Origin of the sequence: Ruegeria halocynthiae, from assembly GCF_000743705.1 — a bacterium.
In the GTDB taxonomy this organism is placed as follows: Bacteria; Pseudomonadota; Alphaproteobacteria; order Rhodobacterales; family Rhodobacteraceae; genus Ruegeria; species Ruegeria halocynthiae_B.
Genome location: NZ_JQEZ01000002.1, coordinates 788,810 through 812,686 on the forward strand (window position 1 = coordinate 788,810; position 23,877 = coordinate 812,686).

Here is a 23,877-nt window from a genome sequence, read left to right on the forward strand (position 1 = left end):
TCGGCGCGCTATCACACGCTTCCAGTCGAGCGTAAGCGTTGCATGAAACCCCGAACCGGGGTCTTTCGACGACTCAACCGCCGCAGTATATCGGCCTCACGGCCAATATACAGAGCAGCAAACTTGAGCGCTTCCGGCCCTAACCTGCCCTTCACTAACCGGTGAAGATGCTGCAGTGGCAGCCCGCATTGCTGCCATTTGCTAGGGTCAGGATTCATACCCAGTAGATGACGGTTTCTGCGAGTGCGATGGCGGAGAGGAAGACCTTGGGACAGCGATCATGGCGCGTGGCTACACGCCTCCAATCCTTGAGCCTGCCAAACATGATCTCTATGCGGTTGCGTTGTTCGTACCGACGCTTGTCGTACTTCACGGCAGTCTTGCGTTGCTTTCGACTTGGGATGCAGGCACGTATCCCTTTGTCTTTCAACGCATCTCGGAGCCAGTCGGCATCATAGCCACGATCCCCGAGCAGCCAGTCCACATTTGGTATGCTGCTGAGCAGAGCCCGAGCACCGATGTAATCGCTGACTTGCCCTGCGGTGACAAAAAGGCTGAGTGGTCGCCCTTGGCTGTCACAGATAGCATGCAGGTTGGTATTCATGCCGCCCTTGGTTCGACCAATCAGACGGGTAATCCCCCCATTTTTACTGAGATCCAGCCGTAGAATTCACGCGGCTGTTTTAAGTTTCATGGCGGGTGTGATGCCGCCGATGCCCATGTTGGGTCTCTCGTTGTTGTAAGTCCATAGCCATTCAGTCGCCTGGTCTTGTGCCTCCTCAATCGTTTCAAAGATGTATTGTCCGAGCCACTCGCCACGAACGGTGCGGTTGTAACGTTCGATGTAGGCGTTTTGCTGCGGCTTGCCCGGCTGGATGTATTCAAGCCGGATGTTGCGTTTCTCGACCCATGTCATGAGCGTGCCACTGATTTATTCTGGACCGTTATCGACGCGAATTGCCTGCGGTTGGCCGCGCCACTCAATGATCTGGTTCGGGCTACGCACAACGCGCTCAGCGGGCAGTGAGAAGTCGATCTGGATGCACAAACTTTCCCGATTGAAGTCATCCAGCACGTTCCTCGTGAACCACAAGCAAAAAAGACATTCACGCAGCTTGCAGAATTCGGCACTTTGGGCTCACTGCCGCCATGCGGCGGCACAGCACGAACGGCGGCTGTTGAACGCGAACCCCTTGCCAATGCCTATGCGGCACAAACGGTCGATTCCGCCGGTGTCACAAACGTTGGATTTTGGCCGGTTTTTCTTCGAGCCCTGCTTGATTTGTTGCCTCAACTATCCCGTCAAAGCGGAGCGATGTGTGTTGACAACATCGCGCAGAAAATCCGCAACCGCGCGAACGCGGCGGGATTGGGCCAGGTTGGTGTGGGTCACGAGCCAGATGGGTTGATCGATCCCAAGGTCCGCATCAAGGCAGATCAAATCGTTCGACCTTGCTAGAAAATGTGGCAGGACGGCCAGTCCAAGGCCGTTTGCACAGGCCGTCAGCTGCGTGGCCAGCGAGGTCGTTGTAAGAGCAGGCGCGCGCCCCTTTAATATTCGTTCGACCCACTGGGCCGCAGGAAGATGCGTATAGGTTTCGGTCCACCCGATGAAGTTTGCGTTGTCATAGGCATTTGCATCCAGGGCCAGGTGCTGCGCTGACACATAATCCGGCGCTCCATATAACCCGAAACCAAGTGTGCCTAGCCTTTGAAGCGAGACATTGCCTCTGTCGGGTTTTACCATCCTCAGAGCAATATCAGCATCACGCCGATGCAGGTTCACCGTGGCAATATCGGTGACAATTTCCAATGACAGCTCAGGGTAAGCTGCCTTGATCTGCCCAAGGCTCGGCAGGATCAGGCCCGTTGCAAGATTTTCTGCCGTGGCAAGCCGCACCGTGCCTGAAACCGCAGCTTTATCTTGTAGCCCGGAGGTTAGCGTCAGGGCGGTTGCTTCCATTTCTTCGGCCCGCGCGACCAATGCCGCGCCATCCTCCGTCAACCTGTAGCCGGATTGGTGCCGTACAAACAGCGGCTGTCCAATCGCGGCCTCCAGCCGCTCGATCCGCCGCGATACAGTCGCGATCCCAACCCCCAACGGCTCGACCGCGCCACTTAATGTGCCTGCACGAGACACCGCCAAGAAGGCGCGGAGGTCATCCCAGACGAGATTATCAGTAATCTGTTTTCCGATTTTGAAAACCTCTTTGCCATTCTCATGGATGTTTTTCCTAAATTGGAAGTGCCATGTCTGGGGTCAACAGGCAAGGCAAGGAGAACGACATGCGGTATCGCACCCTGGGACAAGACCTCGACGTTTCGGCCATCGGCCTCGGTTGCATGGGGATGAGCGAGTTCTATGGCCCGCGCAATGACGAGGTGTCGATGCATGTTCTGCACGAGGCTATCGAGCTTGGGATCGACTTTTTTGACACCGCAGACATGTATGGGCCGCACCACAATGAAGAACTGATCGGTGCGTTTCTTGCGCAAACGGACGCTTGCCCGAAAATCGCAACCAAGTTTGGCATTGTTCGAAACCCTGGAGAATACCGTCGCGGYCTCGACAACAGCCCGGACTATGCGCGCCAATCCTGTGAAGGGTCGCTAAAGCGGCTCGGGGTCGAGCAGATTGATCTCTATTATGTCCACCGGATCAATCGGGAACAAGGCATCGAGGACACGATGGGTGGCCTCTCCCGGTTGGTCGAGGAAGGCAAGATCGCCAGAATTGGGCTTTGCGAGGTGAGTGGCGAGACCTTACGCCGTGCGCACGCGGTGCATCCGATCACGGCGGTACAGACAGAATACTCACTATGGTCTCGTGGGGTCGAAGACGACGTGTTGCCCGTGTGCCGAGAATTGGGGATCGGCCTTGTCCCTTACTCTCCGCTTGGTCGCGGTTTCCTGGCGGGGCGCTTTCAGGACGGGACCGGGTTTGAGGATGGAGATTTCCGTGCCGCGTTGCCGCGCTTTCAGCCAGAGGCCGTTACGACCAACAAGCGCATCGCGGACCTTGTAGGTAAGATCGCGTCCGGGAACGGATGCACGCCTGCGCAACTGGCACTTGCATGGCTCTTGGCACAAGGCGGCGACATCGTTCCGATCCCTGGCACAAAGAGATTGGCTTACCTCCGCGACAATGCCACTGCGGTGGACGTTGCATTGAGCGCCAAAGACCTTGCCGAGATGGAAGAAGGTCTGGCGGCTCTGCCAGTTTCGGGTGCGCGCTACACCGAAGAAGGTATGAAGGGAGTGGACGCATGAGTCGGAATATCGAACCATTGCCACAGGCGTTGGCCCTATTGGAAAAACTGGAACAGGGAGCCGCCGAGAAGGTGCAAGCCAACCTCGATGCTTTCTCGCCGGATGCAGCAGAACTTATCCTAGGCTATTCCTTCACGGATATTGTGTGTCGTGCCGGGATCGATTTGCGCACCCGCGAAATGCTCACCGTCGCAATGTTGTCCGCCATGGGCACGGCACCGGGGCAGCTGGAATTCCACATGCGCGCAGCGATAAACACCGGCGTGACGCGGGACGAAATCGTTGAAATTGTGTTTCAGGTGTCAGTTTATGCGGGCGTCCCCGCCTGTATGAACGCGATCACAGCGGCCAAAGAGGTGTTTCAGGCGAATGAGGTGGGCTAACCTTGGCTGAACACTGTTGATCACGGGAACAGGGTCGATTCAGGCTGAGTGCAAACTAGGACGGTAGGAAAGTTTCTGAACTGATCGGTTTGAAACAGACCCTTCGCCGCGCCAAGCCCGAATTGGTAAGGAGCGGACATATTACTCTTTCGCTGCGGCTGCGCGGGTGTCTGCTTTGATCAAATAATAGCTTTGCTTCCGAATGAGTCTGGCAATGTTTGGCGGATCACTTCCGGTCGCGGATATTTTGATAAAACTGCTTTCGAGAGCACGCTGGAATTGCGAGCAAGATGAAAAAGGCGGACAGTGGCGCGGCGATGGTGAACGCCCACGCGAGAGCCCAAACCGGAGCGCCAACGACCGTTTCGACAACTGACGCAAAGACAAACGCTACCAGGCTGGAAACTGATGCAATGATGGACGATCCCAGACCTGCCAAATCTCCGAGCGGGCGCATTGCAAACGCATTGAGGTTGCCAAACAAAAGGCCGAGGGCAAAGAAACCAAACCAAGTTAGCCCAAGCAGAATAGCTAGTGGAGGATGGCCACCGTAAAGTACGGCAGCGACCAAAAGCCCCGTCCCCGACAGTCCCAATACCAATAGCCCTGCAAAGATAGGAGCCTCCATCCCCGTGCGCCCTACCACCCAAACGTTCAACATAAGAGCTAACGCAGTACCCGTTGCCAGAAGTGCGAAGAACACGGGCATCATTGCCGAGACACCATAAACCGCGCCAAAGAGGTTCGCAGCCACCGCAAAATAGGTAAGTTGTGCGCCAAAGACGAAACCGGTTGCTATGACAATGGGCATTACGTTCATGCGAAACAGCATTTTCCGGAAATTTTGCCACAACCTGCGCGGACTTAAGGGCACGCGCTTCTCGACAGGCAGCGTCTCGGGATGTCGCAGCCACAGCCATGCGCCCAGTCCCGCCGCCAACATCAGATACGACCAGAACACACCCCGCCATCCAGCGACTGCCGCGATCAGTGCACCCAATGCGGGTGCAATCATAGGCACAACGATGAGCAACGTGAAAATCACCGACATGATCTTGGCCATGTCTGCGCCTTCATACCGGTCGCGGATCATTGCACGTGTCCCGATTTTTGGTCCGGTGACGCCTATGCCCTGAATGAATCTCCCAATTATCACCGCTGCAAAGTTATCTGCGGTGGCGGCGACCACAGTGCCAATGACGAACACAACAATCCCGGCAATCACGGCGGGGCGGCGTCCCAAAGCATCGCTGATGGGGCCAATCACCAATTCTCCGACAGCCATGCCCAACACGAAGGCAGTAATGATTTGAGCGCCTGAGAACGAAGATTCAGCGTCAAAAGCACCTTCTATCATAGGCATTGTTGGCAGCACGCCATCAATAGCGAAAGCAGTTAAGGCGGTCAGTGCAATATAGAGAGCAAGACGTTCAACACGGCTCATCAATAATTTATCCTGATAAATGATGGTAAAACTCGCCGGTCTTTGCGGGATGCCCTCTGCAATTCTCAATTACCGTATAGTGCGTAAACATGACAGCCGACATTCGTTCTGCGCGTAGCATCCGGCAAAATGGGCTCCCACCGGACTTTCTCTGCGGCAGGCCCGGATTGGTCGAATGAGCCCCTAGCTGCCTTTCCCAATCTTCATAATCTCTGCGCATGCATGCGTCCGGTAAGCGGACTAAGTTGCCAATCGCCGTTGCAACTGCAACAACGGCCCCAACACCTCCTTCCCGCGAAATCAAGGAATAGCCAATGGCCCTCATACCCTCCGAACAGAACTTGTTCGTTGTAGATCTGCACTACGTTGTATCGATTGATGAAATTGAGTCTGCTCTGGACGCTCATGTTGAATTTCTTGAGGATAATTTCGCTTCTGGCCGGTTCATTGCGTCGGGGCCAAAAATTCCACGCACTGGAGGCGTGATCATTGCAATGGCCCCATCCCGGATTGAGCTTGAAGCCATACTTGAATCTGACCCATTCAAACAAAATGGTTTGGCGGACTATTCTATAACAGAATTTCGAGCTTCAATGCGGGCGAAACAACTGAACTCCTAAGGTAATTGAGGCTCGCAACGGCCTTTCTCCGGGGAGAGTACGGAGGGGTTGTCTGAGCCCCTAACCGGACCTCCAACACCATTTGAGGTTTCGCTCGTGCAGCAAGTCGCAAACCGCGAGAACCGGACATTCAAACGACGCGCATGCAAAGGTTGTAGTTTCATCGCTAAGTAGATCATATACATATAGAAAAGCATCGAATACACAGGTGTATTAATGAACAATCCAGATGGTCAATTTCAGGTCGAGATACGGTGTCCAAATTGTGCCAAAGAAGTCGATTTTATGGTTCGACAAGTATTTGATTGGCTACCTCAAAAATCTACCGACTACCCACACTTTGTCGAAGCTGTTGAGGCATCGCGCAGACCCCGCCGTCAGATCAATGTTGATGACAAGCGGTCAAATCATTTACGTCAAGATGGGACAGATAAAATCACTGCCTATGGCTTTGGAACTTGCCCCAAATGCTATCAGCCGGCGATTTTGATGTTCAATAGTAGCTCAAAGAACCTGAGCTTTCTACGGAACGCGGACCTAGAAAGCGCCCTAGTAAAAACTTCGTTTGCGGCTCAATACATTACGCTTCTCGGCATGGTTCCAAGTGCGAAGAAGTACACAGCGCCATCTGCCTTACCAGAGCGTATACGTCAGTTGTGGCCTGCCACACAGGCATCATTAGATCGTGGTGATCCCCCATCGCGCATTGTCTCCGAATGTCGAAGTATTCTGGATGTTTCGCTGAAAGAACTTGGGGAAGTTGAGGGTGGTCGGAAAACACGCATCAAAAACCTTCGCGACAAATTCATTCTCACGGATGATTTGATGAAATGGGCCAATGATTTGTGGGAAGACGGCAACGACGCGGTGCATGACATCGAAGCGGATGGCAGCACCGCTCAACAACATGTCGAGTTCTTGAGGCTATTCTTCCGTATTGTTTTTGAACTACCTGCGGAGATTGAAGCCAAACAACACATGGCAATAACTTAGATAGAGGGAGCGAGTAAGTGCTCCAGCGGGATGGCGAAGCGCGTTGCTTTATCATCCCGCAATACAAGAATGCCCGGCCTGTTGAAATATCTTGGGATCGCAGCCAAACGGGGGTCGATTTGGGTAGAGGGCGAAATACCCCTTTAAGGATTTCGACCTATTAACAACCGCCTTTCGCTGCGGCGTGTATGAACTGGAAAGATGCGGACAAAACAGATTTCCGCCGCGCTTGCTATTTGTTGGGCAAGGCACGGGATGGGGGCCACAAAGCTGCTGTTCGATGCAATTGCATCAGCGATTGCGATGACCTTGGCCACACTCAATCAATACCGTAAATCATTGCGGCATATTCACGAGTTTCATCCGGCGTTCCGCCTTCTATCTCCCTCAGGTAACCCAAGAATTCATCTGGATCGTTCAGGGAGAAAATTCGTGCCTTGTACTCCAACTCAGTCCTAAGCGGATCTTCCTTCAATAGTGCAGCGCAGCGCTTGTCAACAAAGAGCGCATCCAAGTAAGGCGCGTAAGTCGATATTGTCCTCACATCATTCACGAGCCCACGATCGACTATTTTCTTCTCGCCCATTACGACCCGCCTAGCCACAGCGGCAAACAGGTATGATGATATCTTTTGGTGTGGTATTTCCCTTTGCCGTTCCCAATTCCAAAACTTCATGATTGCAACCAAGTGCTGATCTTCTTCAACTCCCCGATCTTCAAGAAGGTGGCAAAGCTCTTGATACTCACGAAATATAGGCCTGCCAGAACTCTCGAAGAGTGCCATTGGGTCGCTTGGATCAGGATTTGAGACTTCCTCAAACCACTTCGCAAAGGCCTGCTCCTTTGTTGGCCCAATTGCCGAGGACTCACTTTCGAGAACGCCCTCGAACGTTGCTTTTTTCTCAATCCAAGTGTCCGCGAGGTGCTTTAATGCATCATGCACTTCGCCCCTCACGGATCGTATGTGGTCCGCAAATTGGCTGTAGTCAGCCCGCACGCCTACGTGCATGTCGGGCAGCCATTCGTTTCTTCGACTGTCTGCTATCTCATCTAAACCAAGAGAAACGTCTGGTTCTTTGTCATCAAAGAAGGCCTTTGCAAATTGAATGTCCTGCAAAAGCTCAACATCGCGAGAATCCATCAGAGAAACGTCGCCACCAAAGAACTCATACAAGCCGCGCAAGTCGATGGGACTGTGGAAGACCGTTGTCTCATCGTGGTGGATATCAGAGTGAGGTAAGAAGACTTGCTGTAGAAGAACGCACCGCCTTAGCAGCGCGTAAACCTCTTTCGCAAAAGCTTCATGACCCTTCGGAAGGTTTCCTTCGTTCTTGACGTTGTAGATCATGCTAAACATGAATTGGTCTAGGTAGATCGCCTTCTTGTCCAATTCCGGCAATGGGATTTGCATGGTGTTTCGACAATTCGCGCAACGCTTTGTCAGTAAGTGCCCGCCGACCGAGAGAATTCCCATAGTTGTATGCCCGCACTTGGAGCATCGCGTGAATGGTTCTCGCTCCCAAGTGAATCCGCTCAAGGCGACACCTCCTCTTGCTCAGCTTTGAGATAATCGTGCATTTTCAGTTTTGAGATTCCTGATCCTGCCGCGACTCCGCGTTGATTGGATTCACTCCGGGTGCGGGTTGCACAAACCCCGAACTAATCCCGTCAACATGCTCACTTAAATCGCTTTCGACACTCTGCCACATCGGGTCAAGAATTACCTCGACACCTTCGCGACGGGCCAGTTTGGCAGCCGGGATAAAATCACTGTCGCCTGTCACTAGAACTATTGTGTCCACCTGCTTTTTGAGTGTCATCGACGCAATATCGAGGCCGATCCGCATATCAACACCTTTTTGACGAAGTGGGTAGTGCACACCATCTTCGTCCAATGCGGTCCATTTTTCTAAGGCTTTGAGGGCTTCGGCCGATTTATCTGCGTCGTAGGCGTCAGGATTGTTAGCCAGTTCCGCCAGGTACTCACGATGGTGCCACAGCTTCAGCAACCCTTTTTGGTGCCTACTGTGAGGAGTCCAGGAGCCTTCTTCCTTCAAAGAGCCCAAGCGCAAAGCAAATTTTCTTTTCTTTCGGATTTCGTTGAAGAGCTCGCGCCGAAACTTGGCTTCATCTGTATTGGCAAATTTCACGAGCTGATTTTTGAGCGGATGATGAGTTTGTTTCTCGAACGGCTCTGCATCGTAGTAGAACAGCCGATAGACATGATCGAGCCATTCACCCCCATTGAGCGGAGATCTTGTCAGTTTGATAATGTGCTTTTTGCAAAGAGCCTGAGCTGCTTTAGCAACTAGATCGGGATCGTCGCGATCAATTTCTGACCATTTTTTGATACGCTTATAGAAAAAACCACCATCGATCAGCACCGCAACTTTTCGGACTCTGGTCATAAAAACAATCCACCAAACGCAAAAAGCCCCGCCGTTCGGTATCTCTCCAAGATGGGTGGAGAAACCTACTGTGGCAGGGCGGATAGTTCATATATCGCACAGGATCCTGAATTTTCAATAACAAATGGTAGAAATGGGTAACAAGAATTTCGAAAACTACTGCTACCCAGCTTGATATGAAGCTGGTCTACCTCCAAATTAGAGCTGTCATAGCAGCGGCTGCCGGAGCCCGACATGCGTAAATGGCACAATATCCGGCAACTGGCCTAATGGGTGGTGGCTGCTACCTTAAGGGACCCCGCCCACGAGATGAAGGAGGCACGCCTATGCGAGCAACGTTCATCATCGAAGCCAGCAATTCTGAAGGCGCGATTTACCGCGTCCAGGCGACGGTGGATTTTCAGATCCTGAGCTGGCTGGTGAGGTCCATCGGGCTTTAAGGCTTGCCGAAGGGTCGCCTCAGGCGGCCCTTCGGTTTTAGGTAACTAGCAACACTATTTCTCCTTCATCTTATCAACAGACTCGGATGAGCGCTAAGCGGGTGCCAAGGATCCTGACATGAGGTGCCCTGCCCAATTCTGATGGGTACATTGAAACCGCCATTCTGTTGTGCTTTGAGTTCATTGATCAAGGGAGTTATCGCCATGAAAAGCTTTACAATACTACTTCGAGCAGAGGATAATTCCGCGCAAACGATAGCAGAGTTTTTTGTTCCATCCGAGGAATGGGATCGAGCTCTCCGGTTCGTTCAGGAAGCTAACGCTCTCCGAAACACAGCCTTTGTTCAAAAGGAGATGGGTGGCTCAATAAATCTCACGGTTTCGAGGAATCACGGAATAAGTTCCAAAGCGCGTGAAGTTGATCCCGAGGCCGTTGGGAACATGCTCATGAAACTCCGGCCTTTTGTACTGCAAAAAGACCAGGATGTGAGCTTCTACGCCATGGCAAAAGTTCTCAAACGCTATGCCGATCATGCGTTTTTACGGAAGCAGATAGATGACGCAAAATCTATATTTGACCTCAAAAGGATGCAGGGTGCACGGATCTTTACCCCACTTGGCTTACCTCCTGTAGACAACAGATCTGTCATGGATTGGTTGAATGCCTTTCACTACCATAGAGAACTGAAGAAGCGCGAAGCCGTTATGGAAAGTCTCGGGATCTTCGGTAAAGACAAGAACGGTCAGCCTGTAGTGTTATTTGCGATCGTAGAAATGATCGAAGCCATTCAGCACCTGAGCGATCTGATCGAGACACTGGCTTTGCACGCTGACGGGACAAAGCCTGTGACGGTACCGCCTGAGTGGTTCGAGATCGACGATACAAGCAAAGATCAAGCTGCAAGTTGACGTTTTCTGGAAATAGCGATCTGCAGTCAATCAGATGTAAACTCATTGCCTTCGTGATAGAAACGGTTTCCGCTGCCATAGATATCGCATTTGCAGGGGCACATTGAAAAGTCCGCTTTCTGCGCACTCCAGCCGTTGAGTGGTAAACTGCCTGACCGTTTGCATCCGAGGTCTGGTCTCGAGCCCAAAGTGTTTGACGTCAGCACCTGTGGGACAGATTTGAGGATTTGAACAACGGAGGATTTCTGGTTCATCGTAACCGTCAAGGAGTGAAGATGAACAAGAAATCCGGAACCAGCAAAGCTTCGGCTACCAAGTTGGTCAAAACCATCCGCCGCAAGACGCGGCAAACCTATTCGGCGGAGGAGAAGATCCGCATTGTTTTGGCGGGTCTTCGTGGTGAGGAAAGCATCTCGGCACTGTGTCGGCGCGAGGGCATTTCTGAGAGCCTGTATTACAGCTGGTCAAAGGAGTTCCTCGAAGCCGGGAAACGCCGTCTGTCTGGCGATACAGCCCGGCAAGCGACGTCGCCTGAAGTGAAGGAGCTTCGATCCGAGGCGACGGCACTGAAGGAATGCGTCGCCGATCTGACCCTTGAAAACCGCCTGCTCAAAAAAAGCATGACAGGGGCTGGGGAGTTCGAGGAATGAGATACCCTGCCTCTGAGAAACTGGAGATCATCCGCACCGTTGAGGGGTCCCATCTGCCCACCAAGCAGACCCTGGACATGCTGGGCATCCCCCGCACGACATTTTATCGTTGGTATGATCGCTATGTCGAAGGCGGCTTTGATGCCCTGGCGGATCGCTCACCTTGCCCAAAGTCTGTCTGGAACCGCATTCCACAAGCTAGGCGGGATGATCTGATCGAGTTTGCGTTGGAACATGAGGTGTTAACGACACGGGAGCTGGCGGTCAAATACACCGACGAAAAGCGGTATTTTATTTCTGAATCATCTGCTTATCGATTTTTGAAGGAAGCTGATCTGATTACCGCACCAGACTACGTCGTGATCAAAGCAGCCGACGAGTTCACGGATAAAACCACCGCCATCAACGAGATGTGGCAGACCGACTTCACTTACTTCAAGATCATCGGCTGGGGCTGGTTTTATCTCAGCACGATCCTGGACGATTTCAGCCGCTATATCGTTGCCTGGAAGCTCTGCACAAACATGCGGGCCGAAGACGTGACTGACACAATCGAACTGGCTCTGGCGGCATCTGGATGCGACCAGGCCATCGTTCGGCACAAGCCACGCCTGCTGAGTGACAATGGGTCCTGTTACATCTCCGGCGATTTGGCCGAATGGCTGGAAGACCAAAAGATGGGCCATGTTCGCGGCGCTCCGTTCCACCCGCAAACCCAGGGCAAGATCGAGCGTTGGCATCAAACCATGAAGAACCGGGTTCTGCTGGAAAACTACTACCTGCCCGGCGATCTGGAACGTCAGATCGAGGCTTTCGTCGATTACTACAATAACGAGCGATACCACGAGAGCCTGAACAACGTCACACCGGCAGACGTCTACTTCGGGCGTGACAAAGCCATCATCAGAGAAAGGGCAAAGATCAAGAAGCTGACAATCCAACAGCGCCGCTTGCAACATCAAAAACAAGCCGCATAATCAATCACGTTAACGAACCAGAGCCTCCAATAATCAAGCCGCTCTGATGTCCCATTTTATATGACGACGGACACAATACCTATTGCATGCGCCAGACGTTCGAGTGATGCATCGCGGTCAGCAATTTGCATATCCAAGACAGCCCGAATTGATTGAAGCATGTTAGCTGGCGGTGACAGGCGTTCCCGGATGATATCACTTCGCGTTACCGGCATTGCGAGGTCAGATTTCAGTGCCGGTGCAGTTAGAACTGACTTCGGGAAAACCAGTCGTAGCTTGGGGCGGTCGAACAAAGTTGGGCAGCCGAATGTCCCCTCGGCCTGTACACTCCCGCATTCTTCTGGAAAATCAAACTCAATCCTTAAGGGGGACCAACTTTGTCCAAGATATGATCGCGGGATGCTCAGCATTGCGGCCACTGCGCTGTAGGCCATATCGGGGTAACTGGGATGATGCTTCAAACCGAATTCATATGCGTATGATATGGTGTTGCCTTGGTTAACAAATTCGACCCGGTCGGTGTTCGAATGCAATCGCATTTCACGTTGCGCCCGCAAGAGGGCGGTTCCCAAATCGGGGGCGGACAGTACAAATTTCCCCCATGCGCCATAATCCTCGACGGTCAGGTACGGTGAGAACAGCAGACCAAGGTGTTCCTCTCCCAGTGCACGACCAATTCCGGTCACAAATTCACAAAGCGCGTTCTCTGGAATGTAACCCAGCCGTTCTCTGATCAAGTTTTCAGCCAACCCCGCGTCAGACAACAGACGAAGCGTTTTACGTTCGCCCAGTACAGCGATTGCAAAGTCGGGCATTGCTCCCAGTGCTTTGGCAGTGATCATGGCAGGCGGATTAGACAGTTCGAAACTCCTTTTTTTCAGTCTGTCGTGAAATGATATTTCTGACAATCACTCATATGCCATATTCATATCTGTTTTATGCTTCCCAAATTTTGATGGAGGTTTCGATGCCATTTTTCAAATTCCTGCCGACTTTCGCACTCGCTGCGGGAACGTTGCTCGCAGGTTTTTCTGCTCAAGCGCAAACCTTTAATGACACCGGAGATATTCTGGCGCGGTCGGCCGAGGTCGAGGATATTGAATACCAGATTATGGTGCAGCGCGCGACGCAGACTGCGCTTTGGGGCATGCCCGCCGCTGGGATGATCGACTTTCTCAAAGGCATTCGCCGGGACCTTGGCGGTGACTACAACGATGTGGTCTATCTCAATAAACCGTTCGATTCCAAACACGGTTTCCTCACAGCCAACGATGTGACTGCCTATGCCTGGGCCTCGATGACTTCAGAACCGGGGCCGCTGGTTATCGAAGTTCCGGCGGCAACAGATAATGTCAGCTACTTTGGCACCATCGTGAACGCATGGGACCAGCCCATTGCCGATGTCGGGCCAGATGGCTTCGACAAGGGCGAAGGCGGCAAATACCTTATGATCCCTCCCGGTTATGACGGAGACATGTCGATTGAGGATATGAGGTCCGCCGGCTACCTCCCTTTCGAAACCGACACCTACGAATACGGCTTCTCGTTCCGTCCACGCCTTTACAACGGGGCCACTGATCTGGACGCCGCCGACTATGCTCAGACCATCAGGATCTACTACCTGTCTGAGGCTGACAACCCGCCCCCCAACATCTATCACGAGGCCTCAGAAGTCCCCTACGACTCGCTGCCTTATTACAATCATACGTTCTTTGAGGACATTAACGACTACGTCCAGAACAACCCGATCCGTCCTCAGGACAAGATCATGGTGAACTTCCTCAAAGATCTGGGGATCGAAAAAGGCAAACCCTTTGAACCAAACGAGCGCCAGCGCGAAGCCATGAATGAAGGGCTGGTTTTGGCCTATGCGGCCATGCAGCGCTACTTCGTCGAGCCGGGTCTTTCCACTGTCCCACTTTGGATAGATGAGGCTGGCAAGCTCAAGAACCAGTGGCTTGTCTGGGACTTTGCCGAAGGTCAGGCCGAGATTGGCTTTCCCTATGAAACCGACACCGAAGTTTTGATCGATGACCGCGCAGGCGGAAGCTATTTCTGGATCACATACCTGCCCAAGAATCTGGGGGGTGGCACCTTCTACCTGACCGGTCTGCGCGACAGAAACGGCGACATGTATGATCACAACGCCAACTACAAGCTGAACGTGCCAGCGGATACGCCAGCCAAAGATTTCTGGTCGGTGATCGTCTATTCGATGGAAACCAAAAGCTTCATCCGCAATGTCAATCCGGTTGGCCTGTCCTCGCGTGATGCCGATACGATGCAAGCGAACGAAGATGGCTCTTACGACATCTATTTCGGCCCCGAGGCGCCGGAAGGGCACGAAAGCAATTGGATTCCCACACCTGAAAGCTACTTCCTTCTGTTCCGCCTCTATGGTCCCGAAGAGGGGTGGTTGCAGAGCGGTTGGATGCTGCCTGATCTTGAGAAGCTCGATTAACCTACCGATCCTTATTGGGAAAAACACCATGAAAACCAAACTGTTATTGGCCGCTGCGGCCACCTCTCTTGCGATACCGGCATTGGGCCAGGAATTTGCCGCCGATGTTCCTGACAACGTAAAGACTCCAGATGTTGTTGAGACCGAAACACTCGGCACTCTGGAGTTTTTCGACGGAATGCCTTCGCAGGAAACCACTCAGAAGGTGTTCGACAACCTCGACCTGATCAGGGCAACCACTGCGTTCCTTGATGGCACCAAAATTGCTTCGTTACGGGGTATGTTCCAAGGTTATGAAGACGTGGGTGCCCAGCCCAACGAGATTGTCATCACTGAGACGCTGATGGACGCGAAATCGATCTGGCTGACCCCCAACACAACCACCATCTATATCGGCTCGAACGTCGACATTTCCGAGGGCCCCATGGTCATTCAGGTTCCGCCCGGATTGCTTGGCTTGCTGGATGACGCCGCTTTTGACTACGTTGCCGATATCGGTGCTCTGGGAGCGGACAAGGGCAAAGGGGGCAAATATCTTCTTTTGCACAACGACGATGACACGCCGGTGCCCGAGGGCTATTTCGAACTACGCACCAAGACCTACGAGCACTGGTTGCTCTTGCGCCGCAGCCCCGGCACGGATGGCGATACCGCTGGTCCGGTTGCGGAAATCAAGGCTGGCCTGAACGTCTACCCCCTCAGCGCAGCCGACAACCCACCGGAAGAGACCTTCATCAATGTCTCCGGTGTGCAATACAATACCGTCCACGCCAACAACGAGGACTTCTACGAGGAGATCCACGTCGCACTCGACAACAATCCGGTTGGCGCCTTCGCGCCAGAAATCGTGGGGGTGTTTGCATCTATTGGGATCAGGAAGGGCGAAGCATTTAATCCTGATGAACGGATGCAGGGGATTTTGCGTGAAGGAGCCGCCATCGCCAATGCAACAGCACGCGCGATTACCTATGCGTCTCGCGATCCGGGCGTGTATTTCTACGAGGACCGCCAGTGGAACTCTCCTTTCCAGCGCCAAAGCTATGAGTTCTTGGAGAACGGTGCCCGTATCTTGGATGATCGAACCTATTTCTTCTACATGGCAACCGGCATCACACCTGCGATGACTGCGCCTCCGGTCGGTTCGGGGTCCGTTTATGCTATGACCGCCCGCGACGAGACAGGCGCTTATCTGGACGGCTCGAAAACCTACAAGGTCACTCTGCCCGCCCCTGTTCCCGCAAAGAACTTCTGGTCGTTTATGTTGTATAGCGGTCAAACACGATCAATTCTGGAAACGGATCAACAGTCTGGCGGCATCGATTCAAACCGCGATGGCATCCGTCAGAACGACGATGGCAGCTTTACGGTCTATGTTGGGCCGAAAGCGCCCGAAGGTTGGGAAAACAACTGGGCGCAGACCATGCCGGGCAAAAGCTTCAACGTGATGATGCGCCTTTACGGCCCGCTTGAGCCCTGGTTCGAAAAAACATGGAAGCCAGGAGACTTTGTCCTGGTCGAATAAAAACGAACAAAACGGTCAGGCAGCACGGCGAATTGTCTGGTTGACCGTGTTGCAAAATTGTCCTGAACCGTACGTGATCTCTTATAGGGCATTCTGGCAGAGAACGGCGATATCTGGCTCTGAGCCCAAAGTGACGGATGCCGCGAGCTGACCAATTGTCCATTTTACCAATGAGTTACGGACATGCACAAGACAACTCGACAATGGTGATGAGAACAACGTCCTCCTGCACCTTTTGATTGATTACACGCACGGCTTCGTCTTCTCTGTGACCAACGGCGAAAACAACCCGCTAACAATCAAAGACTATCTGCGCGGAATTGAGTGGATTCTGGCGCGCGCGGTGGGTGATGCAGACGGGTAGAGGGCATAGGCATAGACGAAGCGAACTCACACTTTGCCCCTTGCCCCGCGTCCCACCAGTTCGTGCTCGGTATAGCGAAAGATTAAGAACCCGGACCAGCCGTTCATGGACCGTTCGGCGAAGATGTCGGAATAAGCCCACTGCTAGTCAGCAGTAATGTCTTCGTACAGCTCGTGAGATGCCTCTGGCATATTCAGGTTATCACGCGCCCAGACACTTTCGTCCAAGGGTACAAAACGACCCTCTTCCTGTACAGGAAAGCGGATTGCCTCGCCCGGGAACACATCTGCGAGCACCTTGCTATTTTTGACAACGACTGTGCCGTTCACGACCACATATGGGATGCCAGTCGTCGGCATAGTGCCGACATTGTAGTCCGAATTATCAACAACGCCTTCGGGATCAAACACAACGATATCGGCAACCATTCCCTCTTGCATTCGGCCACGGGCCTGCATCGATTTCAGCCCTGTGTCGCCCAAATGTTTGGCCACGTTGTAGCTGAATGTTGCCAGAACATGCATCAGTGGTATGTCATATTCGCGAGCCAACCGAAGGCTCTTGCCATGCGACCCGGCAGTGCGAGGGTGGGCGTTTGGGATATCCTCGAAGGCGATGTCCCAGGGAAGCTGGTCCCAATCGCCTGGCACCATCATTGCATCACTGGCCATAACGACGCCAGGAAGCGCCACCCAAGCCGGGATGTCTTCAACTGGCATCTTGTAGAGAATGATTTGCTTGGTTGGGTCTTCCGCCACATCTTTTTCATAGCGGGCGCGATCATAGAATTCACCGGTCTCAGGGTCTTGCAGGGTGTCTTCATATTTGTTGCCGAGTTCATCAAGCCAAACTTCCGGGGCCACAAACGCGGCGTTGATTGTGGTGGACCCGGCGGCATAGGGATAATATTCGCCCCAGATATTGTAGCCTTGGTTTTGCAGCCCGATGATCAGCTCCTGAACTTGCCGCCAGCCGTCATTGTTGAAGTGGTTTACACTCAAAGGGACGTCAAGAGCCGCTGCATTCGCCAGCACTTCTTGTATTCCGTTCACCGTGGTTGTCGATGTTCCCGGCGTATAGCGGGTGTGAACAAAAGTTGCCCGATCATAGTGACCACCGAGCCGCTGCACCTCAAACATCTCTCTGGCCGTTGCGCCGGGGAAGTAGCCGACGGTTGAGGCAACGCCAACGGCACCAAGGCGCAATCCTTCGTCGATTATCCCTAAGGCCTCGTTGCCGGTTTCCAGGTCGAACACTCCGTCAGCCCAGTTTTCGCCGCCGCGCGCACTTAACACGGCACCCGGGGCATCAAAGCCGCCGGAATGGCCATCCAGCACGGCAGCGCGGGCGAATTCGTGGCTGGACGCCGTGCCGTAGTTCACCTGCGAACGGCCTGCGTGCATCTCGTACCATTCATTTATGAAACGCCCATCGGCCCCGGCTTCGAGGTCCATTGCAGTGGTGACCCCATCGCGAAGTGCAAGCTTATATCCGACCGGGCGGGTCCAGTGAAAATGCTGATCGATGAAGCCAGAGGTAACCACATGACCCGTAGCGTCAATAGTCTCGGCGCCCGACAAATCTTCTTTGGTAATGGCGACAATCTGACCGTCCTTGACGCCCACATTTGCAATCGCGTCATATCTGGTTTCCGGGTCCATGACACGGCCATTCAATATTACCAGATCGTAGTCTTGGGCAAACACACCAGAGGCTGTGAACAACGCTGCCCCAATAACCGTTGAAGCTAAGAAGAACGCATTTCGAGCAGTAGCCATGAACTTATCCCAATTCCAGAACGTTGCTGCGGCTTTTCGCCAAGTTGGGCGGGCCGAGCAATCGTTTGTGTATCAACTACAAACTCTACTTATTGTGATGGTTTGCACAAGACGAAGTCGTTCAACCGATGAACTGGTCTCTGTCTGCACACTCGGAGAGGTGTCTGCGTGACAACAAAGATGGCAAGTGTGCCAGCAGAGTGCCAGAGCCCACGACGTACAAAATCCTAAAGCGGCAATAAGTCGTCCGCGCAGCGAAAGCCCGCTGTGTCCGCTCACTACCAGTTCGCTCTCGGATTGAATTTGCATCTGCAGCGAACGGCGGGTTTGACGGGCCGCACCGCAGCGGAAGAGGAGGCAGGCCAAAGCCCGCAATGGGCCGTTCACAGTTTCGGCTCTGGGAACCTCTGCCAACTTGCTGCGATCGATTTAACGACAGCAGTGAGCCCAAAGCAGAAATCGCTTTTTGGAAGCATAGTTGTCTAGCCCCCTGTATCTGCGCCACTGGTTTGCCGTTTTTCTAATATGGTTCCCGACACTGGTGGACGCATGTTGAGCGCCTGGTGAGGGCGGGTATGATTGTACAGCTTGAGCCAGTGTTTGATGACGATCTGGGCCTGCTCGGTTGTGGTGAACTATTCGGCATTGAGCACTTCTCGAACTACTGGTGGCCCGAAATTTTCGATTTCATACATTCATACAATTACTGCTATATGTGAATTCTTTAAATGATGAGGACACGATGAACTCACTAACCAGAATAACACGTGGGATGGGCATCGCTTTAAAGGACGGTAGAGTGAAAGGTATTCTTGCCTTCACTATTGGAATGATCTTGTGGGCCTCGGTTTTTTACCACTTTGTCGAAGGTTGGAGTTGGCTCGACTCCATCTACTTTTCTGTCGTGACGATTTCGACCGTTGGGTTTGGTGACTTCTCACCTGAAACCGCGGCAGGAAAGATCTTCACAATGGTATACATCATTGTAGGTCTCGGTGTCTTCGTGACCGCGGCGACCACAGTGGCAGATACAATCTTGTCCCAAGACGACAAAAAAGCGGAATAAGAGATCACACTCAATTGAGCCAAGCCGAGTTCGTGCACAAGCATTAGTCTGCCTGTGAACCTCAAGCCGTGATCCAGATTCATTTGTGTCTTCAAGCTGATAGATGATCACTAAAATTCAAAAAAATTACATATTATGTTTTTTGAGTGTAACATTCAAAAAACATATGGAGGGATGGAATGGAAAAGACCCAAGACGCAAAGATTGTCGATCTAGCGGTACGATTGCTCTTTCTCGGACTATTCCTCTACAGCGCCCTGGTCATGGTGGCCCCGCTTGCGAGCGTGGTTATCTGGGCAACGATCCTCTGTGTGGCGCTTTACCCGGCATTTGATTGGCTTCAGTCCAAACTGGGAGGGCGGAAAAAACTTGCCACGACGATCTTGGTTTTGTTGGGCCTTGTTCTAACCCTCGGGCCAGTCGCAACTGCGGTGTCTGGTGCCGCAGAACTTGGGTCTGAATTCGCGGAACAAGCAGACAAAGGTGAGTTGAAAGTCCCACCTGCGCCCGAGGGACTCAAGGAGTTGCCCTTGGTGGGAGACAAAATCGCTGATGTTTGGGGAATGTTTGAGCGCAATCTTGACGGCGCGCTTGCAAAATACGGCGCGCAAATCCTTGAGATAACCAAATCGCTCTTCGGGAAGGTGCTGGGCATCGGCATCGGGCTTCTTGGCTTAGCTCTGTCCGTGTTGATTATGGGGGCGTTGTTCAGCCCAGGGCCAAATTTGGTCCAGGGTCTTCAACGCTTTGCCAACCGTGTTTTCGCTCCGCGCGGTGGAGAATTCGTAACACTGGCAGGCGCAACAATTCGGAACGTTACAAAAGGCGTGATTGGCGTAGCAGCCATTCAGGCTGTCTGCGTTTGGATACTATTGGCTTTGTTTGGGATTTCTTCGGCCGCCACGCTGGCATTTATCTGCCTAATACTCTCGATCATCCAAATCGGGCCCGGATTAGTTCTTATACCGGTAATTATCTACGCATGGAGTTCCATGTCCGGCGGAACTGCTTTGATCTTCACCGTTTTGGCCGTTCCAGTCATGATAATGGACAGTTTCCTAAGACCCGTTTTCATCTCAAAAGGCCTTGAGACCCCCATGTTGGTCATCCTCATCGGTGTTCTCGGAGGTATGATGGCGTACGGATTGATCGGCGTCTTTATGGGGCCGGTTCTCTTCGCTGTCTTCTATGAGCTGTTCAAAGTGTGGATTGATACGTCGTCCGAAGCCGAGGGCGTTGCTGAGGGTGCGGCGAAATGAGGAAGACGATATGGACAACCCTGGCTGTCATTCTGATTTTTCTTGTCTGGTATTTGGTCGCTGATCGGAAAACGCCATTTACCGGGAACGCCAGAGTAAAAACCGTGGCGACCCAGATCGTCCCGCAGGTGACTGGCATCGTGACTGAAGTATTGGTCGAAAATGGTGAGATTGTCTCGGCCGGAGATGTCCTTGTCCGGATCGACGCGCGACCCTACGAGATTCAGCGCGACAAGGCAGAAGCTGACCTCGAAGCAGCCACTCAAGAAGTGGGCGCATCTTCGGCAGAGGTAAGAGCGGCACAAGCCAAACTAGCAAGGGCGCAGAGCGATCTGGATACGATGCGCATTCAAACGGAACGCGTATTTGCGCTCGAAAAGAAAGGTTTGATTGCAGTCTCAAAGGCTGATGACGCCCGAGGGCAACTGGCAGAGTCTGAGGCAAACTATGAGAACGCCAATGCTGATCTGGAAAAGGCAAAACAGAGGCTTGGTGACGACGGGATTGAAAACCCGAAAATCCAACGCGCGTTGGCCGCTTTGGCGGATGCGGAACTGAACCTGGAATGGACTGAACTGCGTGCTCCGGCGACAGGTGTCATCTCTAATTTGCTGATAGCCCCCGGAACATATGCGCGGTCGGGTCAGGATTTGTTGACGTTTCTGGACGCAACTGATGTCTGGATCGAGGCGTATTTCACCGAGAACAACCTAGGAAGAGCCTCGATAGGTTCTCCAGTTGACGTGGTGTTGGATATGCATCCAGGTCAGATTGTTCCGGGCGTTATTGAGAGCTTTAGTGCGGCGGTTTCCCTAAGCGGCGGTGATGTGCCCGGGCAATTGGCGAGCCCACCAAGCACCAAAGGATTTTTGCGGGAGCCTGAGAGATTCCCGGTCAGGATCGTTTTGCCCGGCTATGAAGCGGGAAGCACCGAAGATGACCTTCGCTTTCAGTTGAATGGGCAAGCCGATGTGATCATGTATCTAAGTGACAATTCGTTGCTGAACCTGGTAGGTCGTACCTACATCCGCTTGGTTTCAATTCTGTCCTATGCGTACTGAGGACCAACGCTCTGTCACCCGGCTTGCGCTGGGTGTAACCAGCGTCTTTTCATTGGGTCTATTTCTTGGGTGGCCGCTTGCCGTCGTTGGGGCGGTGTTCGCCGCCCTTTTCCTGCAAGCACCTGCCGCATTGCCTTTGGCAGCTTTTGCTAAGCTCTTTGTCTTCTCTATTGGATTGATGTTCATTTCGTTCCTGTTGTCGTCAATCTTCTCACCATATCCGCTTGTGTTTCTTATGCTGGTGGCTATTGGAATAATCCTGTCTTTCATGTGGTCAGTTTCAGGCGCCGGAGTTTTACCGGGTGTCATTGCCCTCATGGGCGCATTGATGATTCCGAACCTAGTCCTGCAATCACACGACCTGGCTTTGGTGCTCGTGTATTGGATACCGTTGAACCTGCTATTCGCAGGCTTCGTATCGACACTGATGTTCGTGTTGATACCCGCTGAACTTCAAACGGCGGCTCAAAAAAAAGCTGTTTCGCAGGCGAGTTTCGACCCGCATCGTCGAATAGTCAGGATGTCTCTTGTCACAGTACCGTTTGCAATGGCGTTTTTTGTTTCCGGCGCGTCTGCATTGCTGGTTTTGTTCTTTGTCGCGCTGCTGAGCCAACAGCTTGCGGCGATGCCTGCTGCGGGTAAAACCGTTGCAAAAGCCATGCTGACGGCAAACCTCCTTGGGGCGGCAGTATCCATCATTTGCTATGAAATAAACGTAATAGCTCCGGTTTTTCTGGCGCCCATTCTGCTGTGTTTTTTCTTTTGCCTGACACTCGGAGCACTAGGTAAATCTCAAGCCGCGCTCGCCGCCGCTGCCGGTTCAGCAATTACAACGGCCCTGATCGTATATGGCGGGTCGGTTGCACCGTTTTCAGACGAGGCGGACGTCAAGAGCATCACTCGAGTTTTGCAAGTTGCCAGCGCCGCCATTTTTGTAATCATCGCATATGTCGTGGTGGATGAATTCTGGCCGGAAAAAGAGCGCCAGACGGCTCATTGACGTTTGTTGTAACAAGGCTTCGCGCTGAAACCAGTAGAGTTCCCGGTTTGACCATTTCTACATAATTCATCTGGGCCGAAAGACGTCAGCATTGTCCGCACACTGTGAAATTGCTGACCCCACGATTGCAGCACTGCAGCGAAAGTCTCCTTCGACGGGCCGCGTCGCAGCATTGCTAAGAGTGGGTGAAGGTCCGGAATGGGCCCTTCCACGAGATTAGTTGCTTGCGGGGCAGGGGCCCATGCTGCGCCGCCTCGGAAGCCTGCGATGAGCCCGAAGCGACCATTTCGGTATCTAGATCCAAAGTGGATGTCCCTGTCTTTGGCCTCACTTCACTAGTGTGTCGGTGGCCCGGCGAACCGCGAGGACCGATGCAGCATAATCCCCCAATGAAATCCCCCTGAAAGCAAAAGCCGCCGGTTTATTGCGTGCTCGGACTTCGACTTTGCCAGTTACCAATTCCGTCAGATCGCCAGCAATTTTCTCGTATGGCAACATAGGCTTGTCGCTTTCCAACTCCTGCAAACGGTCGTCGACAATTACCGTTTCGAAAGCAGTCATGCTCGCCGGCACCCACGGGATACAAGCATCAGTTATAGTGGCGAAGGCTGCTGGCTTCAGCCATCGGGCATCCAAGAAGGGTTCAATAGAGTAGTCCAACGTTATCGATGTCACTATCAGTTCGGCATCACTCAAAGCGTCCCTGGCATTGGCGCATGTTTCAGCTTCGAGACCCATACCCCGAGCGTAACGACAAAGCTTGTCGGCATTCTCTTTGCCACGCCCGAACACGCGGATTCGTTTCAGGGGAAACAGTTCTGAAAACGCTGCTAGATGGGAGTGAGCCTGCACGCCCGCGCCCACAAAAGCCACCGTCTCGGCATCAGGGTCAGCAAGCCGACGCGCTGCCACGACTGACAGAGCCGCAGTTCTGACGGCCGTAATCCAATTCGCGCCCAAGACCGCGCGAAGTAGTCCGGTTTGCGCATCCATAACCATGATGGCACCGTTTATCGCGGGAAGACCCCTCGCCGGGTTTTCCGGACACACTGTAACCTGCTTGGTCACGATGAATCCATCATCTCCCATTGCCAAGGTAGACATTGCGTAGCGACCATCGCCGGGCAAGATGACTGTCTTGGGAGAAGTGTGAAGCTTTCCGTCGGCCTTGGCTACTAGAGCAGACTCGATGGCATCGGCAACTTCAGAAGGTTGGATGCCTAAACCCCCGAGGTCGCCGTCAGACAGATACATTAGCGCGTTCTCAGAAGT

Annotated in this window: 19 protein-coding genes and 4 pseudogenes; 12 read left to right on the forward strand and 11 right to left on the reverse strand. The window is 52.9% G+C overall.

All coding sequences use genetic code 11. The annotated features are described in order from the left end of the window. Positions 1 to 214 precede the first annotated feature (214 nt). The 4 genes and pseudogenes from JT51_RS10310 to JT51_RS22345 form a co-directional block, all read right to left on the reverse strand. Positions 215 to 649 (reverse strand): annotated as a pseudogene (locus JT51_RS10310) (IS5 family transposase); the annotation flags it as partial. A 21-nt stretch (positions 650 to 670) separates the two neighbouring features. Further along, positions 671 to 1,078: pseudogene (locus JT51_RS10315) on the reverse strand (integrase core domain-containing protein); the annotation flags it as partial. Positions 1,079 to 1,294: 216 nt separating this feature from the next. Then, on the reverse strand, positions 1,295 to 1,963 hold the full coding sequence (locus tag JT51_RS10320; RefSeq protein WP_235216162.1) for a substrate-binding domain-containing protein: 669 nt from the start codon (positions 1,961 to 1,963) through the stop codon (positions 1,295 to 1,297). Between the two features lie 39 nt (positions 1,964 to 2,002). Beyond that, positions 2,003 to 2,227: pseudogene (locus tag JT51_RS22345) on the reverse strand (helix-turn-helix domain-containing protein); the annotation flags it as partial. A 59-nt stretch (positions 2,228 to 2,286) separates the two neighbouring features. Here JT51_RS22345 and JT51_RS10325 point away from each other — a divergent pair. Further along, positions 2,287 to 3,270 carry an aldo/keto reductase gene (locus JT51_RS10325; protein ID WP_037312130.1) on the forward strand — a complete coding sequence of 328 codons (984 nt, stop codon included), beginning with the start codon at positions 2,287 to 2,289 and terminating at the stop codon, positions 3,268 to 3,270. Next, the gene (locus JT51_RS10330; RefSeq protein ID WP_037311495.1) at positions 3,267 to 3,653 is read left to right on the forward strand and encodes a carboxymuconolactone decarboxylase family protein; all 387 of its coding nucleotides are present in this window, start codon (positions 3,267 to 3,269) and stop codon (positions 3,651 to 3,653) included. Before JT51_RS10325 ends, JT51_RS10330 begins: the two co-directional genes overlap by 4 nt. A 226-nt stretch (positions 3,654 to 3,879) precedes the next feature. Here the strand turns inward: JT51_RS10330 and JT51_RS10335 are convergent, their stop codons facing one another. Beyond that, positions 3,880 to 5,097 (reverse strand): MFS transporter, encoded by a 1,218-nt coding sequence (locus JT51_RS10335; RefSeq protein WP_051927481.1) that lies wholly within the window; start codon positions 5,095 to 5,097, stop codon positions 3,880 to 3,882. Between the two features lie 314 nt (positions 5,098 to 5,411). On the opposite strand from JT51_RS10335, the gene JT51_RS10340 reads away from it, so the two are divergent. Together JT51_RS10340 and JT51_RS21485 are read left to right on the forward strand one after the other, a co-directional pair. Beyond that, positions 5,412 to 5,717 (forward strand): YciI family protein, encoded by a 306-nt coding sequence (locus JT51_RS10340; RefSeq protein ID WP_200876079.1) that lies wholly within the window; start codon positions 5,412 to 5,414, stop codon positions 5,715 to 5,717. A gap of 216 nt (positions 5,718 to 5,933) precedes the next feature. Next, positions 5,934 to 6,710, forward strand: a complete 777-nt coding sequence (locus JT51_RS21485; RefSeq protein ID WP_081894649.1) for a DUF4145 domain-containing protein — start codon at positions 5,934 to 5,936, stop codon at positions 6,708 to 6,710. Between the two features lie 319 nt (positions 6,711 to 7,029). Here the strand turns inward: JT51_RS21485 and JT51_RS10355 are convergent, their stop codons facing one another. After that, the gene (locus JT51_RS10355; protein ID WP_037311503.1) at positions 7,030 to 8,121 is read right to left on the reverse strand and encodes a hypothetical protein; all 1,092 of its coding nucleotides are present in this window, start codon (positions 8,119 to 8,121) and stop codon (positions 7,030 to 7,032) included. Between the two features lie 169 nt (positions 8,122 to 8,290). Further along, positions 8,291 to 9,118 (reverse strand): NYN domain-containing protein, encoded by an 828-nt coding sequence (locus JT51_RS10360; protein WP_037311506.1) that lies wholly within the window; start codon positions 9,116 to 9,118, stop codon positions 8,291 to 8,293. 644 nt (positions 9,119 to 9,762) lie between these two features. On the opposite strand from JT51_RS10360, the gene JT51_RS10365 reads away from it, so the two are divergent. After that, positions 9,763 to 10,467 carry a hypothetical protein gene (locus JT51_RS10365; protein WP_037311509.1) on the forward strand — a complete coding sequence of 235 codons (705 nt, stop codon included), beginning with the start codon at positions 9,763 to 9,765 and terminating at the stop codon, positions 10,465 to 10,467. A gap of 275 nt (positions 10,468 to 10,742) precedes the next feature. After that, a protein-coding gene (locus JT51_RS10375; RefSeq protein ID WP_419177295.1) for an IS3 family transposase occupies positions 10,743 to 12,094 on the forward strand; the annotation gives its coding sequence in 2 pieces (ribosomal slippage) (positions 10,743 to 11,078 and positions 11,081 to 12,094; 1,350 coding nt in all). A 56-nt stretch (positions 12,095 to 12,150) separates the two neighbouring features. Here JT51_RS10375 and JT51_RS10380 read toward each other — a convergent pair. Further along, the gene (locus tag JT51_RS10380) at positions 12,151 to 12,936 is read right to left on the reverse strand and encodes an AraC family transcriptional regulator ligand-binding domain-containing protein (RefSeq protein WP_037311512.1); all 786 of its coding nucleotides are present in this window, start codon (positions 12,934 to 12,936) and stop codon (positions 12,151 to 12,153) included. 125 nt (positions 12,937 to 13,061) lie between these two features. On the opposite strand from JT51_RS10380, the gene JT51_RS10385 reads away from it, so the two are divergent. Both JT51_RS10385 and JT51_RS10390 read left to right on the forward strand, forming a co-directional pair. Next, positions 13,062 to 14,555 carry a DUF1214 domain-containing protein gene (locus JT51_RS10385; protein WP_037312139.1) on the forward strand — a complete coding sequence of 498 codons (1,494 nt, stop codon included), beginning with the start codon at positions 13,062 to 13,064 and terminating at the stop codon, positions 14,553 to 14,555. Between the two features lie 28 nt (positions 14,556 to 14,583). Beyond that, positions 14,584 to 16,077: a DUF1254 domain-containing protein gene (locus JT51_RS10390; protein WP_037311514.1), complete on the forward strand. Its 1,494-nt coding sequence runs from the start codon at positions 14,584 to 14,586 to the stop codon at positions 16,075 to 16,077. 507 nt (positions 16,078 to 16,584) lie between these two features. On the opposite strand, the gene JT51_RS10395 is transcribed toward JT51_RS10390, so the two are convergent. Next, a complete protein-coding gene (locus JT51_RS10395) occupies positions 16,585 to 18,219 on the reverse strand; it encodes an amidohydrolase family protein (protein WP_037311517.1) in 1,635 nt (544 codons plus the stop codon). A 482-nt stretch (positions 18,220 to 18,701) separates the two neighbouring features. After that, positions 18,702 to 18,842, reverse strand: a pseudogene (locus tag JT51_RS22415) (integrase core domain-containing protein); the annotation flags it as partial. A gap of 176 nt (positions 18,843 to 19,018) precedes the next feature. On the opposite strand from JT51_RS22415, the gene JT51_RS10400 reads away from it, so the two are divergent. The 4 genes from JT51_RS10400 to JT51_RS10415 all read left to right on the forward strand — a co-directional run bounded on the left by JT51_RS10400 (position 19,019) and on the right by JT51_RS10415 (position 22,605). Then, on the forward strand, positions 19,019 to 19,285 hold the full coding sequence (locus tag JT51_RS10400; protein WP_235216149.1) for a potassium channel family protein: 267 nt from the start codon (positions 19,019 to 19,021) through the stop codon (positions 19,283 to 19,285). A gap of 179 nt (positions 19,286 to 19,464) precedes the next feature. Then, the gene (locus tag JT51_RS10405) at positions 19,465 to 20,544 is read left to right on the forward strand and encodes an AI-2E family transporter (protein ID WP_037311520.1); all 1,080 of its coding nucleotides are present in this window, start codon (positions 19,465 to 19,467) and stop codon (positions 20,542 to 20,544) included. A gap of 104 nt (positions 20,545 to 20,648) precedes the next feature. Further along, the gene (locus tag JT51_RS10410) at positions 20,649 to 21,605 is read left to right on the forward strand and encodes an HlyD family secretion protein (protein ID WP_160175176.1); all 957 of its coding nucleotides are present in this window, start codon (positions 20,649 to 20,651) and stop codon (positions 21,603 to 21,605) included. Further along, positions 21,595 to 22,605 (forward strand): DUF2955 domain-containing protein, encoded by a 1,011-nt coding sequence (locus JT51_RS10415; protein ID WP_037311524.1) that lies wholly within the window; start codon positions 21,595 to 21,597, stop codon positions 22,603 to 22,605. The genes JT51_RS10410 and JT51_RS10415 overlap by 11 nt, the downstream gene beginning before the upstream one ends. A gap of 327 nt (positions 22,606 to 22,932) precedes the next feature. On the opposite strand, the gene JT51_RS10420 is transcribed toward JT51_RS10415, so the two are convergent. Beyond that, the gene (locus tag JT51_RS10420; RefSeq protein WP_037311527.1) at positions 22,933 to 23,859 is read right to left on the reverse strand and encodes an ornithine cyclodeaminase family protein; all 927 of its coding nucleotides are present in this window, start codon (positions 23,857 to 23,859) and stop codon (positions 22,933 to 22,935) included. Positions 23,860 to 23,877 lie beyond the last annotated feature (18 nt).

Bases quoted from the DNA above. Each gene is read 5' to 3' on its own strand.
- JT51_RS10415 (WP_037311524.1), top strand. From the start codon at position 21,595: ATGCGTACTGAGGACCAACGCTCTGTCACCCGGCTTGCGCTGGGTGTA.
- JT51_RS10395 (WP_037311517.1), bottom strand. From the start codon at position 18,219: ATGGCTACTGCTCGAAATGCGTTCTTCTTAGCTTCAACGGTTATTGGG.
- JT51_RS21485 (WP_081894649.1), top strand. From the start codon at position 5,934: ATGAACAATCCAGATGGTCAATTTCAGGTCGAGATACGGTGTCCAAAT.
- JT51_RS10380 (WP_037311512.1), bottom strand. From the start codon at position 12,936: ATGATCACTGCCAAAGCACTGGGAGCAATGCCCGACTTTGCAATCGCT.
- JT51_RS10335 (WP_051927481.1), bottom strand. From the start codon at position 5,097: ATGAGCCGTGTTGAACGTCTTGCTCTCTATATTGCACTGACCGCCTTA.
- JT51_RS10340 (WP_200876079.1), top strand. From the start codon at position 5,412: ATGGCCCTCATACCCTCCGAACAGAACTTGTTCGTTGTAGATCTGCAC.
- JT51_RS10385 (WP_037312139.1), top strand. From the start codon at position 13,062: ATGCCATTTTTCAAATTCCTGCCGACTTTCGCACTCGCTGCGGGAACG.
- JT51_RS10420 (WP_037311527.1), bottom strand. From the start codon at position 23,859: ATGTATCTGTCTGACGGCGACCTCGGGGGTTTAGGCATCCAACCTTCT.
- JT51_RS10365 (WP_037311509.1), top strand. From the start codon at position 9,763: ATGAAAAGCTTTACAATACTACTTCGAGCAGAGGATAATTCCGCGCAA.
- JT51_RS10355 (WP_037311503.1), bottom strand. From the start codon at position 8,121: ATGCAAATCCCATTGCCGGAATTGGACAAGAAGGCGATCTACCTAGAC.
- JT51_RS10405 (WP_037311520.1), top strand. From the start codon at position 19,465: ATGGAAAAGACCCAAGACGCAAAGATTGTCGATCTAGCGGTACGATTG.
- JT51_RS10320 (WP_235216162.1), bottom strand. From the start codon at position 1,963: ATGGAAGCAACCGCCCTGACGCTAACCTCCGGGCTACAAGATAAAGCT.
- JT51_RS10390 (WP_037311514.1), top strand. From the start codon at position 14,584: ATGAAAACCAAACTGTTATTGGCCGCTGCGGCCACCTCTCTTGCGATA.
- JT51_RS10330 (WP_037311495.1), top strand. From the start codon at position 3,267: ATGAGTCGGAATATCGAACCATTGCCACAGGCGTTGGCCCTATTGGAA.
- JT51_RS10360 (WP_037311506.1), bottom strand. From the start codon at position 9,118: ATGACCAGAGTCCGAAAAGTTGCGGTGCTGATCGATGGTGGTTTTTTC.